Source organism: Alteromonas sp. ABV2_168 (genome assembly GCF_056161165.1).
In genome coordinates this window covers 1-203 of the sequence record NZ_JBSWYQ010000040.1, presented here as the reverse complement: position 1 = coordinate 203, position 203 = coordinate 1, and the positions used below count along the sequence as shown (strand labels likewise).

Annotated in this window: 1 protein-coding gene; it reads left to right on the top strand. The window is 58.1% G+C overall.

The genetic code is table 11. The features are described 5' to 3' along the window. A partial coding sequence (locus ACXAH4_RS20135; RefSeq protein ID WP_474883171.1) for an Ig-like domain-containing protein occupies window positions 1–203 on the top strand: 203 nt, incomplete at both ends.

Genomic DNA, 203 nt, shown 5'->3' with positions numbered 1-203 from the left:
GTACCGGTAACGACACCACACCAACTATTTCAGGCACCACCGATCTGCCAGCGGGCGAATCAGTTACGCTGACGGTCACCGATGCCAACGGCGATGCACAAACCGTCACCGCTACCGTGCAACCTGACGGTACCTTCAGTGCCGATGTCCCTGCAGAACTGGCTGAAGGTAGCTACACGGTGGAAGCGACTGCTACCGATGCA